General features: G+C 34.2%; 14 protein-coding genes and 1 tRNA gene. 8 read left to right on the top strand and 7 right to left on the bottom strand.

Annotated elements, in window-relative coordinates:
- Positions 1-95: 95 nt before the first annotated feature.
- Complete coding sequence (locus AABD74_RS03055; RefSeq protein WP_406844634.1) at positions 96-1997, bottom strand: alpha/beta fold hydrolase; 1902 nt, start codon at positions 1995-1997, stop codon at positions 96-98.
- 303 nt (positions 1998-2300) lie between these two features.
- Between AABD74_RS03055 and AABD74_RS03050 the strand changes: the two genes are divergently transcribed.
- From AABD74_RS03050 to AABD74_RS03040, 3 genes are read left to right on the top strand one after another with little or no spacing between them, the layout of a single operon-like run.
- On the top strand, positions 2301-3413 hold the full coding sequence (locus tag AABD74_RS03050; RefSeq protein ID WP_406845620.1) for an NAD(P)/FAD-dependent oxidoreductase: 1113 nt from the start codon (positions 2301-2303) through the stop codon (positions 3411-3413).
- A complete protein-coding gene (gene mtgA / locus AABD74_RS03045; RefSeq protein WP_232681834.1) occupies positions 3413-4192 on the top strand; it encodes a monofunctional biosynthetic peptidoglycan transglycosylase in 780 nt (259 codons plus the stop codon). Before AABD74_RS03050 ends, mtgA begins: the two co-directional genes overlap by 1 nt.
- Positions 4182-5138: a lipid A deacylase LpxR family protein gene (locus AABD74_RS03040; RefSeq protein ID WP_406844633.1), complete on the top strand. Its 957-nt coding sequence runs from the start codon at positions 4182-4184 to the stop codon at positions 5136-5138. The genes mtgA and AABD74_RS03040 overlap by 11 nt, the downstream gene beginning before the upstream one ends.
- A gap of 341 nt (positions 5139-5479) precedes the next feature.
- On the opposite strand, the gene AABD74_RS03035 is transcribed toward AABD74_RS03040, so the two are convergent.
- Both AABD74_RS03035 and AABD74_RS03030 read right to left on the bottom strand, forming a co-directional pair.
- Positions 5480-6049: a hypothetical protein gene (locus AABD74_RS03035; RefSeq protein ID WP_406844632.1), complete on the bottom strand. Its 570-nt coding sequence runs from the start codon at positions 6047-6049 to the stop codon at positions 5480-5482.
- Between the two features lie 38 nt (positions 6050-6087).
- Positions 6088-7119 (bottom strand): oxidoreductase, encoded by a 1032-nt coding sequence (locus tag AABD74_RS03030; RefSeq protein ID WP_232681837.1) that lies wholly within the window; start codon positions 7117-7119, stop codon positions 6088-6090.
- A 226-nt stretch (positions 7120-7345) separates the two neighbouring features.
- On the opposite strand from AABD74_RS03030, the gene AABD74_RS03025 reads away from it, so the two are divergent.
- Positions 7346-7522, top strand: coding sequence for a hypothetical protein (locus AABD74_RS03025; RefSeq protein ID WP_232681838.1), 177 nt, complete (start codon positions 7346-7348; stop codon positions 7520-7522).
- 102 nt (positions 7523-7624) lie between these two features.
- Here the strand turns inward: AABD74_RS03025 and AABD74_RS03020 are convergent, their stop codons facing one another.
- Positions 7625-7873: a GIY-YIG nuclease family protein gene (locus AABD74_RS03020; RefSeq protein ID WP_232681839.1), complete on the bottom strand. Its 249-nt coding sequence runs from the start codon at positions 7871-7873 to the stop codon at positions 7625-7627.
- A gap of 73 nt (positions 7874-7946) precedes the next feature.
- A tRNA-Ala gene (locus AABD74_RS03015) sits at positions 7947-8020 on the bottom strand.
- A gap of 519 nt (positions 8021-8539) precedes the next feature.
- Here AABD74_RS03015 and AABD74_RS03010 point away from each other — a divergent pair.
- The 4 genes from AABD74_RS03010 (at position 8540) to AABD74_RS02995 (ending at position 10905) form a co-directional block, all read left to right on the top strand.
- On the top strand, positions 8540-9304 hold the full coding sequence (locus AABD74_RS03010; protein ID WP_406844631.1) for an enoyl-CoA hydratase/isomerase family protein: 765 nt from the start codon (positions 8540-8542) through the stop codon (positions 9302-9304).
- Between the two features lie 117 nt (positions 9305-9421).
- The gene (locus tag AABD74_RS03005) at positions 9422-9598 is read left to right on the top strand and encodes a hypothetical protein (protein WP_232681841.1); all 177 of its coding nucleotides are present in this window, start codon (positions 9422-9424) and stop codon (positions 9596-9598) included.
- A gap of 32 nt (positions 9599-9630) precedes the next feature.
- Positions 9631-10083 (top strand): 6-carboxytetrahydropterin synthase, encoded by a 453-nt coding sequence (locus tag AABD74_RS03000; RefSeq protein WP_053473283.1) that lies wholly within the window; start codon positions 9631-9633, stop codon positions 10081-10083.
- Positions 10084-10161: 78 nt separating this feature from the next.
- Complete coding sequence (locus AABD74_RS02995) at positions 10162-10905, top strand: UDP-2,3-diacylglucosamine diphosphatase (protein WP_232681842.1); 744 nt, start codon at positions 10162-10164, stop codon at positions 10903-10905.
- Here AABD74_RS02995 and AABD74_RS02990 read toward each other — a convergent pair whose 3' ends face one another.
- Together AABD74_RS02990 and AABD74_RS02985 are read right to left on the bottom strand one after the other, a co-directional pair.
- The gene (locus AABD74_RS02990; RefSeq protein ID WP_232681843.1) at positions 10906-12114 is read right to left on the bottom strand and encodes a cytochrome c3 family protein; all 1209 of its coding nucleotides are present in this window, start codon (positions 12112-12114) and stop codon (positions 10906-10908) included. It abuts the gene before it with no gap.
- Positions 12115-12196: 82 nt separating this feature from the next.
- Positions 12197-12553 carry a hypothetical protein gene (locus AABD74_RS02985; protein ID WP_406844630.1) on the bottom strand — a complete coding sequence of 119 codons (357 nt, stop codon included), beginning with the start codon at positions 12551-12553 and terminating at the stop codon, positions 12197-12199.
- Positions 12554-12616 lie beyond the last annotated feature (63 nt).

Below are 12616 nucleotides of genomic sequence, written 5' to 3'. Positions count from 1 at the left end.
CAAATCAAATATTTACATAATTCAAAGGTTTTAAAAACAAAATAGCCGCAGATTATATAAATAATACTGCGGCCAATTCTGTTTTTTATAATTCATTAAAGAGTTTCGTTTAACCATTTAAAGAATTCTCCCTGCCAAACCTGTGCATTTTGCGGTTTTAAAACCCAGTGATTTTCATCTGGAAAATACACAAAGCGGCTTTTGATACCTCTTAACTGGGCAGCTTGAAAAGCTTCTTGTCCTTGCCCAATTGGCACACGGAAATCTTTTCCTCCCTGGAAAATTAAAATAGGTTTGTTCCAGTTTTGAACCAAAGTTGCAGGATTAAAAGTAGTGTACGCTTTTTGAGCCACAGCATTATCTTTTTCCCAGTAAGGTCCGCCAAAATCCCAGTTGTTAAAGAAAACTTCTTCAGTAGTTCCTAACATTGAAACAGTATTGAAAACACCATCGTGAGCGATAAAAGTTTTAAAACGGTTTTTGTGAATTCCTGCTAAATAAAATACAGAATATCCTCCGTAGCTTGCACCAACACATCCTAAGCGGCTTTTGTCAACGTAGCTTTCTTTAGCCACATCATCAATTGCCGAAAGGTAATCGTCCATAACTTGTCCGCCCCAGTCTTTACTAATTTGTTCGTTCCATTCAACACCATGTCCCGGCATACCACGGCGGTTTGGTGCCACAACCACATAACCTTTTGCCGCCATTAAAGAGAAATTCCAACGGAAAGAATACGATTGTGTCAACGCACTTTGAGGTCCGCCTTGGCAGAATAATAAAGTCGGGTATTTTTTAGAAGCATCAAAGTTTGGAGGTAAAATAACCCAAACCAGCATTTTTTTACCATCGGTTGTAGTAACATAACGTTTCTCCGTTTTGCTTAATGCTAAAGTTTTGTACGTTTCAGTATTGATGTTTGATAATTGTTTCCAGGTATTTTTCTTCAAATTAAAAGAAAAAATCTCACCAGCATGATTCATATCCGTTCTCGTAACGATGATATCGTCTCCAGAAAAACCAACTAAATCATTTACGTCAAAATCACCGTTTGTTAATTGGCGAACTTGAATTGCAATTTTAGTTAAACCAGGAAAATTTACAGAGAAAAGTTGTTTTGTCCCGTCAATTGGCGCAACAAAAAATACTGTTTTTCCGTCTTTACTCCAGATAAAATTATCTACAGTTCCGTCCCAGTTTGCTGTTAGATTAGTTTTGATTCCTTTAAACTCAACAATAATATCGTTTTTGTCTGACTCGTAACCGTCACGTTTCATTTGTAACCAAGATAAATTTCCTGTTGGAGAAAATTGCGGTGCCGTATCGTAACCTAAATTATCTTCGGTTTTATTCGTTGTTTTTTGAGTCTCTAAATTGTACTCATAAATATTTGTGTTTGTAGAAACTGCATAAGCCGTTCCTGCTTTTTTCTTGCACACATAAAAAATGCTTTTGCTGTCTGGCGACCAGATATAATCTTCATCGCCTCCAAAAGGTTTTTGCGGAGAATCAAAAGTTTCACCTTTCAAGATGTCGGTTCCTTTTGCACCGTCTTTGTTTTCTTTATAAAAAATGTGATTAAATTTTCCTTCGTTCCAAGTGTCCCAATGACGATAATCTAAACCATCATAAATCTGGGCATCAGATTTATCTAATTTTGGATAAAAATCTTTACCTAAAACTTTGTCGATTTTTACTTCTTCATTATAAACTAAATATTTTCCGTCAGGCGAAACATTTTTATCTGCTAAAACGTCTTTTGTGTCTTTAATTTCAACTGCATTTCCTCCGTTTACCGGAATGGTGTAAAATTTAGAATGAGATTTGTTTTCTTCTACAGAAGGTGTTGAAACCTTAAAAACTACATTTTTTGCATCTTTAGAAATTCCAAGCGGAGTAACCCTGCCTAATTTCCATAATAATTCCGGAGACATAACATTCTGCCCGATAGCGTTTAAACTCATCATTATTAAGGTTGTTAATAATACTTTTTTCATAATAAAAATTCTATTTTTTTGTGTGCTAAAAATACAACATTTAAACTCCAAATAGTTAAATTCCAAATTCCAAATTATTGTTAAAATTCCAAACTTTAAAATTCCAAATTCCAAAACGTTGTCTTTAAAAATTTTATTCACCACGAATTCACGAATTTTATTCTCAAAGATTATCAAAAAATAATTCGTGAATTCGTGGTTATTAAAAAAATCAACAGCAAAGTTTGGAATTTGGAATTTAAAAATTTGTAATTTAACCCAAGATTGGAATTTGAAATTTTAATATTGGAATTTAATATAGATATGGAACTAAGTTATTGGGAACTAAAAAACTGGTTCACAGATATTGATTATACAATTGTGGGCAGCGGCATTGTTGGTCTGCATACCGCTTTACGCTTACGCGAAAGATTTCCTGCCGCAAAAATTTTGGTTCTCGAAAGAGGAATGCTTCCACAAGGCGCGAGTACAAAAAATGCAGGTTTTGCCTGTTTCGGAAGTCTCTCAGAAATTTTAGATGATTTAAAAACGCATTCAGAAGAAGATGTTGCCGCACTTATCGAAAAACGCTGGAAAGGTTTGCAGCTGCTTCGAAAAAGATTAGGAGATCAGGCAATTGATTTTAAACCTCACGGCGGATATGAGTTGTTTTTGAAAGAAGATGAACTTGGGTTTAGTGAATGTATTTTGAAACTGCCTTTTATAAATGAAATTTTAAAACCGCTTTTTAAGGCCGATGTTTTTTCTAAAGAAACCGACCGATTTGGGTTTGGAAATATTCAGGATTATCTAATTTTTAATCCGTTTGAAGCACAAATTGATACCGGAAATATGATGCAGGAATTGTTGAAGCAAGCCGTATCTGCAGATATTTTAATTCTTAATCAGCAAACCGTAACTTCTTATTCTGATGCCGGAAATCATGTTGAAGTGGTGCTGAATGATTTTAGCTTTAAAACTAATAAATTACTTTTTGCCACAAATGGTTTTGCAAATGCTTTGACAAACGGAGCAGTAAAACCTGCAAGAGCGCAGGTTTTAATTACAGAACCCATTAAAAATCTGGATATAAAAGGTACTTTTCATTTAGACCGAGGTTATTATTATTTCAGAAATATTGGCGACCGAATCCTTTTAGGCGGAGGCCGAAATCTCGATTTTGAAACAGAAACTACAACTGAATTTGGCCAGACGAAAATTGTTCAAAATAAATTGGAAGATTTACTGAAAAATGTAATTTTACCAAATCAGGATTTCCAGATTGCGCACCGTTGGAGCGGCATTATGGGAATTGGAAATAGTAAGAATCCTGTTGTTTCTCAATTGTCTGAAAACGTGTTTTGTGGAGTACGTTTAGGCGGAATGGGAGTAGCAATAGGCAGTTTAGTAGGAACAGAATTAGCAGATTTAATATAATGGCAGCACCCAAAAAACCAGCACCAAAAAAAACAACAACCACGAGTAAACCAAAATCTAAAACGTCTGCAAAGAAATCAAATCGTTCTTTTGGCGAAAAAGTAAAATGGTTTTTGATTAAAACAATGTTGTGGTTTTTTGGACTTTCGATAGGATCGGTTATATTTTTTAAATACGTTCCAGTACCATTTACTCCTTTAATGCTTATTCGCGCCATCGAAAACAAGTTAGGGGGGAAGGAAGTTTATTTTGACCACGATTGGGAACCAATTGATAAAATTTCTATGAATTTGCAAAAAGCCGTAATTGCGAGTGAAGACGGAACTTTTTTAACGCATAATGGTTTTGATTTTAAAGCGCTGCAAAAAGCTTATAAAAGCAATGAACGCGGACGTCGAATTCGAGGCGGAAGCACAATTTCGCAGCAAACGGCAAAAAATGTCTTTTTATGGCAGGGAAAAAGTTATTTCCGTAAAGGTCTTGAAGCTTATTTTACTGTTTTAATTGAAATTATCTGGGGCAAAGAACGTATTATGGAAGTTTATCTGAACAGTATCGAAATGGGAGACGGTGTTTATGGTGCTTATGCAGCAACAGAACATTGGTATCGTCGTGATGCGTCGAGTTTAACACCAATGCAGGCTGCAGGAATTGCTGCAATTTTACCAAATCCTAGAAAATTTAAAGCTACCGGCTCGTCAAGTTATATTAACAGGAGAAAAGAACGAATTGTTCGCGAGATGCGTTACGTGGGAAAAATAAATTACGATGGAAAGTAAAAAAACATTTTTTGCTTTTCTAATTTTGACAGCAGCGTTAACTTTTGGACAAGGAAAAACTACAGAAATAGGTTTTATATCCGATAATGATTTATACACATCATCAAAAAATGATATGTATTACACCAACGGTTTGGAGATTTTTTATCGATTTTTATCTAAGAATGAAAACGAGAAAATCAATAAAAAAATAACCGAATTTAGAATTGGGCAGTATATTTATAATCCGAGATTTATTAATAAAGAAGCAGTTCTTGAAAACGATCGCCCTTTTACAGCTTACCTTTTTGCCGAAGCCGGAAGAAGTTTTTTTTATGAAAGCGAATCGGTTTTAAAAACTGATTTTCAATTGGGTTATATGGGGCCGAATGCTTTGGGCGAAGAAACACAGGAAGGTTTTCATAAACTAATTGGATATAAAACAGTATACGGCTGGGAAAATCAGCTTCATAATGCTTTTGCGGTTCAGGCGCATGTTATGTATTCGAAGAAATTATTTCCAGCAAAACATAACGATTTTATAGATCTTCATTTTCAGTCTGAAGCCAATTTGGGAACTATTTTTACAGGAGTTTCGACAGGATTTTTAACCCGAATTGGTTTTAAGAGACTGACTCCAATTTACGATTCTAATCTTCATGATGCTTCGGTAAGTGCGAATGTGCAGCCAAATATTAGAGAATTTTATTTCTACGCAATGCCAAGCGTCAATTATCAGTTTTATGATGCGACAATCGAAGGAAGTATGTTTAACGATACAAGTCCTGTAACTTTCGATTTGGTTCCGCTTCGTTTCAATGCCGAGTTTGGTTTGAAATACAGACACAACAACTTCAATATGTCGTATTCTTTTATTTACCGAGGAAGGGAATTAGAAGGCGATGTTAATGATACGAATACTGGGTACTTTTTTGGGTCGATCCGGATGGGGTTTTTGTTGAGGTAAGGTTTTGCCACGAAGGCATTAAGACGCAAAAATTTCTTTGTTTTAAGCTGTATAATGCAATTTGATTGGATTTTACTTTTTCGGGAATGGATTGCAAATCTGTGCTGTCGATATTTTATAAAGTCCCTACGGGACAAATGTTCGTGTGTGTAATGTTTTTTTCTACCGATATGTAACTCCTAACGGAGTTTTTAAATTAGATTTCTAATAAACAGATATCATATGCAAAATTCAACAAATATTTTTCTATCTATATTTAATTGCTACGAAATACTCCGCTAGGAGTTATATATCGGTAGACATATGTAAACCCATCCCCAAAATATCCCGTAGGGATTAAATTAATCCAAATTATCTAAATCCATTTCTTTCGCCATCTGATCCCATTTTTTGTTGAGAAAATCTTTCGTCTGTTCTATAAAATTCGGATCTACATCTTTTAAAGTTTGTGCTTTCGGACTCAATATCGCTTTTTCATCTTCAAAATAAATATATGCATGAACGGCATTATCTCCCCAAAAGAAAGGAAAAACAATTGCCTGGTTTTCTGTACTTTCAATCACGTATTTATCTAAGCTAATGATAAAAGCAAACATTGGTATCATTTCTGTAAAATTCTGACTGAAAAACATCATTCCCCAATGCCATTCTTCAATCGCTTCGTCATAATCTGAAAAAGCCATTGCTTCGGGATAATCAATCCATCCGTCAATAACTTCTTTATTAATATCGTCGTTATAGGCGCGCAGTAATTCTGGAGTTAATTCCATTTTTGAATACATTTTGCGGCTGTTCCACCATTCGGTCCAGTTTTTGTTTAATTCCGGTTCTTCAAGCGAACTGTTTAAAAACTTTTCCAGCTGTGGTTTTGTGATTTTTACTTTACAATATAATGAGCTTAATTCAGACATGATTTAGATTTTGAGTTGTACAATATTTGCTCGGTTTCTTAATGGCGATTATCGCACTGCAGATAAATTTCTTCGTTTGATTTATCAATAATTGAAATTCCCGGACATCCAAATGATTCATACAAAAAGCCGAAAACAACTTGCGGTTTATTTTTAAAAAGTTTTCCTGTCCATTGGTTAGCATCGAGTCCATCTTCATAATTAAGCGGAGAAGGAGAGCTGCCTTCGCTTTGACTGTAAAGTTTTTCAATTATGATAGCTGCAGTTTTAGAGTCTGTAACTAAAAGACGTCTGGCATAAATCATTTTACGATCATCAAGATAGTCTTGTAAAAAATAATTATAACTGTCATTTTTATACAAGTACGTATTTCCGGCAACGGTATTTTTTAAAATAGTACGATCTCCATTTTTTAATGCTTTTGATGGATATTCTTTGCTGGAAATTTTCTTCCATATAATTGCCTGCAAAGGTTCTTTTGAAAACGGATTTTCTTTACCAACATATACAAATGCATCTCTGTAATATTCACTAAATCCGTTTAAATATTTTTTATTGATTTCGAAGCCAATCATATAATCATATCTTTTATAAGGCCAGTCTTCTTGAGATGAATAACCATTAAGTAATGCAGCGGCTTTTAGATTTTTTACAGAAAACGAAGCCAATTTTTTCTTACCATAATCGTATACAAATACAGAGTCGGTTTCGGAAATGTTTGTTTTAGATAAAAATCTGTTTCTGTATTTTTTTTCTAACGTAAAGTATTCGGCATTCTCAATACCTATTTTTTCTATGTTAGGCAGAGCAAGTGTATCTGAATCGGTATCATTAAGATGATAAATATCTGAAAGAGAAACAAAAGCAATATCACTGCTGTCTTTTTGCATAACCATAAATAAATTAATGCTTTCTTTTCTGGGAGCCGACTCATCTTCGATTGTATCATTTTCTACTGCTGCAGTTTTGTCTACTGCTGGGGTTTCCTGGGTTTCTATGGTTTTTTTATCGTTACAAGAAAAAAATAATAAAATTGTCGCGGCGAGTAATGTTTGTAATTTAATATTCATAAAAGTGGTATTTAAATGTACTTTTAAAATTTATAGTTGATTGTGATTACCGATTATAAATGTAAAAAAAGTTTTCACAAAACAAAGAGCATTCTTTTCTGACCTCAATAGAAAAGATACCTTTTTCTAGCTTACGGGTTTAAAATGAAGTTCAAAAAATAATGCTTAACATTTTGATAATATGGAGTGTAGTTTAAATTTTTACTTTTAATTAAAATTTAAGATTATGGAAATTAATTGGATTGTAATAGGAGTTGTAGCCGTTTTGATTATTATTTTGGTTGTGCTGACAATTAAAAAAAATCAAAAAGAGAAAAAGAAACTGACTGATTTGCTGAATAATGATTTCAAAAAAGCAAAAAAAGACAGAGTTGATGCTGAGGATTCGGCAAATGAAAAGTAGATAATGAAATCAATAAAAAAACCGTATTACTTATTTGTAATACGGTTTTTTGTGGAGAATACCGGATTAGAACCGGTCACCCTTCCGATGCATCGGGATACTCTAGCCTTTTGTTTCTATTAAGCTTTCAATGTATTTACGGCTCTTCATTTTTTTTATTTGCAACTCCCTTTTCATCGCATCGCTTCGAGTTTCAAAAGTTTCGTGATACTTTAATTCCCAATCTTTTACAACCTTAGTAAATTTACTTCGACTATTTAAATGGTCTTGCAAACGTTTCTGAATATCTTGACAAGAACCAATATAATATTTGTTAAGAGTAGCTGAATAAAGAATATAAGTATAAAACATAATGGCTATAAATAAAAATACCCGAACGTTTTTGTTCGGGTATTTTTGTTGTGATAAAATTGTAAAAAAATTGTGGAGAATATCGGATTCGAACCGATCACCTCTTGCCTGCCAGGCAAGCGCTCTAGCCAAATGAGCTAATCCCCCTTGTTTTGTGGAAAATATCCAATTCGAACCATCACCATCCCGATTTTCCATCGGGACACTCTAGCCAAATGAGCTAATCCCCCTTGTTTTGTGGAAAATATCCAATTCGAACCATCACCATCCCGATTTTCCATCGGGACACTCTAGCCAAATGAGCTAATCCCCCTTGTTTTGTGAAGAACACCGAATTCGAACTATCACCATCCCGATTTTCCATCGGGACGCTCTAGCCAAATGAGCTAATCCCCCTTGTTTTGTGGAAAATATCCGATTCGAACTATCACCATCCCGATTTTCCATCGGGACGCTCTAGCCAAATGAGCTAATCCCCCTTGTTTTGTGGAAAATATCCGATTCGAACTATCACCATCCCGATTTTCCATCGGGACACTCTAGCCAAATGAGCTAATCCCCCAAAGCATTAACAAATAAAGTCAAATAATTTTCAAAAAACAAATTTCAGGACCTATCTGACAAAATATTTTTCAAAAGCGTAACTTTACGTTTAAAAATATTTTTATGAGTTTAGAAAATATAAAAGGATCTTTAGAGACTTCTTTTCAAAATACAATTGCCATAGTGCAGTTTGGGCATCCTGCAAGTAATTCTTTTCCACGCGAATTGTTAGATAAATTAACAACCAAAATTAATGAGTTGAGCCGAAACGAGAGTGTTTCGGTTATTATTTTAAAAAGCCAGGGCGTAAAAGCTTTTTGTTCAGGCGCTTCGTTTGATGAACTTTTGCAAGTCGAAAATGAAGAACAGGGAACGAAATTTTTCTCTGGTTTTGCACATTTACTAAATGCGATGCGCAATTGCAATAAGCTGATTATTGGCCGCGTTCAGGGAAAAGCAGTTGGCGGAGGTGTGGGAATTATTGCTGCCTGCGATTATGTTTTTGCAGCTCCTGAAAGTGATGTAAAATTGTCTGAATTAGCAATCGGAATAGGGCCTTTTGTAATCGAACCGGCTGTTTCTCGTAAAATAGGAAAAACCGCAATGGCCGAAATGACTTTGACGGCGCACGAATGGAAATCGGCAGACTGGGCTTTTCAAAAAGGACTTTATTCTGTTTTATCCAATTCAGAAAATCTGGATAATGATGTTCAGAATTTTGCCCAGAAATTAAGTTTATATAATCCGGAAGCACTTCAGGAAATGAAAAAAATTATTTGGGAAGGAACAGAACAATGGGAATCTCTGTTAATTGAACGAGCTTCAATTACAGGAAAACTGGTTTTGTCTGATTTTAGCAGAAATGCCTTGAGACAATTTAAAAAGTAAATTTTTGCCACTCTCGATAGCTATCGGGATTAGAAGAATTAAAATGATTTTTAAAATAATCCAATTAATCCTTTTAATCTGTGGCCAAATAAAAAATAACAATAAATATAAGTTTAAATGAAACTCATTTCATTATTTCAAAAAGTCGATGTTGCGGAGAAAATTAAAAACGCTCCGGACAGCAGTTATCAAATTGGAGTTTTAATTGGATCTTTTATTCCGTTCCTGTTTTTAGTAGGAATTGCTTACTGGATGTATATCAGAGCCAAAAAAAGAGACAAAAACGGTTATTAATTTGTAAATTTGCAAGCTTAAATTAATAATCGATGAGTAATATCAGAATTACAAAACAATTTAGTTTCGAAACCGGACATGCATTGTACGGTTACGACGGAAAATGCAAGAACGTTCACGGGCACAGTTATAAATTGTCGGTAACCGTTATTGGCTCGCCAATCACTGACAGGTCTAATGTGAAATTCGGAATGGTAATTGATTTTTCTGACCTAAAGAAAATTGTAAAAGAAGAAATTGTCGATCAGTTCGATCATGCAACAGTTTTTAATCAAACAACGCCGCATGTTGAATTAGCAAATGAATTAAAAAACCGTGGACATCATGTGATTTTGGTTGATTATCAGCCAACAAGTGAAAACATGGTGGTAGATTTTGCAGAAAGAATCATTGCAAGACTTCCGTCTGGAATTTCTCTTTTCTCACTTAAACTTCAGGAAACAGAATCATCATTTGCAGAATGGTACGCAAGTGATAATTTGTAAAAAAGTCAAAAGTCAAAAGTCAAAAGTTTCTAAATTATAATCTAAGAAGTCTAAGATTCTAACTATCTAATAATCTAAATGAAAAAAGTATATTTTGCTTCAGATCAACATTTTGGTGCGCCAACTCCTGAGTTGAGCCTGCCGCGTGAGCAAAAATTTGTAGCTTGGCTTGATAAAGTTAAAGAAGATGCCGAAGCTATTTTTTTATTAGGTGATTTATTTGATTTTTGGTTCGAATACAAAACAGTTGTGCCAAAAGGTTTTGTACGTGTTTTAGGAAAAATGGCAGAAATTCGTGACAGCGGTATTCCGATTTATTTTTTCGTTGGAAATCATGATTTATGGATGAATGATTATTTTCAAACCGAATTGAATATCCCGGTTTACCACGACAATAAAGAGTTTACTTTTAACGGAAAAACTTTCTTGATTGGGCACGGCGACGGAAAAGGCCCAGGTGATAAAGGGTATAAACGAATGAAAAAGGTATTTACAAATCCGTTTTCAAAATGGCTTTTTCGCTGGCTGCATCCAGATGTTGGCGTAAGTTTAGCGCAATATTTATCAGTAAAAAACAAACTAATTTCTGGAGACGAAGATGTAAAGTTTTTGGGTGAAGAAAACGAATGGCTGGTTTTGTACGCCAAACGTAAATTAGAAACTAAACATTACAATTATTTCATTTTTGGGCATCGTCATTTGCCTATGATAATTCCGGTAGGAGAGGATTCTAACTACGTAAATCTGGGCGACTGGATTGGATATTTTACTTACGGTGTTTTTGACGGAGAAACTTTCGAGCTTCAAAAATTCGAATCGTAACTACTTTTTTTCCATTGGATAAATACCAATTTTATGTGTTCGCAGAATATATTCTGAAAGTTGTTTACTGTTTGAAAGCTGAAATTTAATTGCTCCTGATGCTTTTTTCGGCATATGACATTCTACACAATTATCTGCCAATAATTTTTCAGGCATTATTTTCAGCGTTTTTTCATTGTGTTTTAAACCTTGATGACAACTCATGCATATTTTAGAATACGATGCCATATTCTTCGAAGCATTTTCGTGTGGATTATGACACGTAATACAATCCATTTTCTCGCTGTTTATAAAACACTTGCTTTGCGCCATTAAACGAAACTGATTTCCGTGAACATCAAAATTGGCTGTATCGTTAATACTTCTGGTTTCACGAAAAAACTCAGATAAATTATCTCCCGGTTTAAATTCAAAACGCGATTTCATTTTCATTCCGTCATTTCCGGCGTGGCAAAGTGCACAGGCATCCAGCTTTTGCTGTCTGTTTAGTGTTTTAAAACTCGTAATACTGTTTGCTGTTTTTACAGTTGGATTTTTTAAATGAAAGTTAACATGCTTCTTTGCAGGGCCGTGGCAGCGCTCACAATCAATTCCGTAAACAATGGTTTTTTTATCGATAATATCCTCAACATCCATCGATAAAAAATTTTTTTCCTCAGAACTTTGGTTTACACTTCTGCTGCTGGCATTTGATGCATGGCATGAATAACAATCCTTAACAACCATTCGGTCAAAATAAGGTTTGTCAGCAGGGAACCCAGGACTTGTTGCCCAATTATGTATAGAATTGTAATAAGAAACAGGTAATTCGTAAGTATTGTGATTACGCCAGTAAACAGATGTCTGTGCATGTTTAGTTCCAAAAATAATTTCAAATCGATGCGCTTCTACTTCTTTACCATTTTTATATAAAACCTGATAAAGACTGTCGTTACGTTTTTCCATAACTAACCGGGTGTTTTTGTCATAAATAAAAGTATGACTGCCTTCGTCAAAATTGCCTAAAACATTTTCTGAATTTGCGGGAGCGGTAGCTTTAAAGTGGGAACTCTGGAATGCCATATTGTATTGAACCTGGTGACATTGAATACAGCTTTCAGAGCCTGCATAGTCAGTTCCGCGTGGATCAATATATTCATCAGATTTGGCACAGTTAGTAAAGAAAACTGATAAAACAACAAGAATAAAAAGAATGCCAATTTTTTTCATTGCTGTAAATATACTTTATTTTGAATACAATCAAAATATATTTCAATAATGAAGAAATGTTGTTAAAATATTTGTAATGTTTCTAGTTTAGACCTGCTCCGTATACATATTCGTCTAATTCAATTTTGAATAATGAACCTTCTACCAAATCTTTAATCGATTTTAATTCGGTCATAGAAACGGCCAAATCTATAGATGGACAAGGTGTTTTCAATAAAAATTTATGGCAGGAATATTTCATTTCGCAAGTTTCACAACATGTATTTTCGATTAAGCTGTCTTCAATTAAATCGCAAAACTGATTCAATTCTGATACGCTGAAATAAAAGCCTGTTTCTTTAAAAACCAGCTGTACTTTGTCTAAAATGGTTTGATTATTTTGTTTCCAGTAAAAGGCTATTCCAAAATTGTTATGATATATCTGTTCTATTTCTCTCATCGTAAATCCTTTTATTTCAACAAATATAAATATTATTTATATTAATTCTAAATAAAAAGATCG

Origin of the sequence: Flavobacterium soyae, from assembly GCF_045348165.1 — a bacterium.
In the GTDB taxonomy this organism is placed as follows: domain Bacteria; phylum Bacteroidota; class Bacteroidia; order Flavobacteriales; family Flavobacteriaceae; genus Flavobacterium; species Flavobacterium soyae.
This window is presented reverse-complemented; position numbering and strand designations above follow the sequence as displayed.

Bases quoted from the DNA above. Each gene is read 5' to 3' on its own strand.
- AABD74_RS03050 (WP_406845620.1), top strand. From the start codon at position 2,301: ATGGAACTAAGTTATTGGGAACTAAAAAACTGGTTCACAGATATTGAT.
- AABD74_RS03040 (WP_406844633.1), top strand. From the start codon at position 4,182: ATGGAAAGTAAAAAAACATTTTTTGCTTTTCTAATTTTGACAGCAGCG.
- AABD74_RS03035 (WP_406844632.1), bottom strand. From the start codon at position 6,049: ATGTCTGAATTAAGCTCATTATATTGTAAAGTAAAAATCACAAAACCA.
- AABD74_RS02990 (WP_232681843.1), bottom strand. From the start codon at position 12,114: ATGAAAAAAATTGGCATTCTTTTTATTCTTGTTGTTTTATCAGTTTTC.
- AABD74_RS03020 (WP_232681839.1), bottom strand. From the start codon at position 7,873: ATGTTTTATACTTATATTCTTTATTCAGCTACTCTTAACAAATATTAT.
- AABD74_RS03005 (WP_232681841.1), top strand. From the start codon at position 9,422: ATGAAACTCATTTCATTATTTCAAAAAGTCGATGTTGCGGAGAAAATT.
- AABD74_RS03030 (WP_232681837.1), bottom strand. From the start codon at position 7,119: ATGAATATTAAATTACAAACATTACTCGCCGCGACAATTTTATTATTT.
- AABD74_RS03055 (WP_406844634.1), bottom strand. From the start codon at position 1,997: ATGAAAAAAGTATTATTAACAACCTTAATAATGATGAGTTTAAACGCT.
- AABD74_RS03000 (WP_053473283.1), top strand. From the start codon at position 9,631: ATGAGTAATATCAGAATTACAAAACAATTTAGTTTCGAAACCGGACAT.
- AABD74_RS03025 (WP_232681838.1), top strand. From the start codon at position 7,346: ATGGAAATTAATTGGATTGTAATAGGAGTTGTAGCCGTTTTGATTATT.
- AABD74_RS02995 (WP_232681842.1), top strand. From the start codon at position 10,162: ATGAAAAAAGTATATTTTGCTTCAGATCAACATTTTGGTGCGCCAACT.
- AABD74_RS03010 (WP_406844631.1), top strand. From the start codon at position 8,540: ATGAGTTTAGAAAATATAAAAGGATCTTTAGAGACTTCTTTTCAAAAT.
- mtgA (WP_232681834.1), top strand. From the start codon at position 3,413: ATGGCAGCACCCAAAAAACCAGCACCAAAAAAAACAACAACCACGAGT.
- AABD74_RS02985 (WP_406844630.1), bottom strand. From the start codon at position 12,553: ATGAGAGAAATAGAACAGATATATCATAACAATTTTGGAATAGCCTTT.